The organism is Citrobacter sp. VF227 (genome assembly GCF_052950715.1).
On sequence record NZ_JBRFVF010000106.1, the window covers coordinates 1 to 695 of the forward strand.

At 57.4% G+C, this 695-nt stretch carries 1 protein-coding gene; it reads right to left on the minus strand.

Annotation, left to right across the window (positions count from 1 at the left end; all coding sequences use genetic code 11):
- On the minus strand, positions 1 to 665 hold a 665-nt coding region (locus ACU8YC_RS25300), incomplete at its 3' end, for a capsular polysaccharide export protein, LipB/KpsS family (protein WP_446896003.1).
- Positions 666 to 695: the final 30 nt, after the last annotated feature.

A 695-nucleotide genomic window follows, 5' to 3' on the forward strand; every position in this document is an offset into this window, starting at 1 on the left:
GTTTCAGTGATGTGGCTCAGCATGTGTCGCTGCCGCCAGCGATACCACAGTTTACGCCGGCCGGCCCGGAACCAGCAGCGCATCTCATACCCCGGAGAAAACGGTTTATGGTGCCGGTAGCCCGGATAACGGTGACGCCCCAGATACCCCGCCGCATAATAGAGCATGGCATGAACGGCCCGGTTGACGGTCCCCGGTTTCCACGCGGTCGGGGACGCCGGTACCGGCAGCGGCTGTTCACGATAAAACGCAGCATCACGTGGCATCGAAGACCAGGCATTCACGCCCCCCTTCTCCAGGGTGATATAAAACGGACGAAAATACCCCTCCTCAAACACCAGAAAATCAACCGACCGGTTACGGGACCATTTTTTTGCTTCCCTGTGCACCGGCCGGCAGTCGCCAAAGCACACGAGCGTATCAAACGCGTATTCCTGATGCAGCTCGTGCAGCCAGAAGGCAAAATTATTGACGGAACCGGTATAGTGCAGGGCATGCTCTCTGGCGGCATACCAGGCATCCCCGGCATTAAAACAGACCTGTTTCACTTCCCGGTGACTGTGCTGCAGCCAGGCGGCCAGGCGTGAGAAGCAGGGGCCCATCGGGCCCTGCAGTAAAAGATATCGACGGCCATTCAGTAAATGACGAACAGCGGGTGTTTCCATGAGAGGTCCTGGTATGATGCAGTGGAAAAA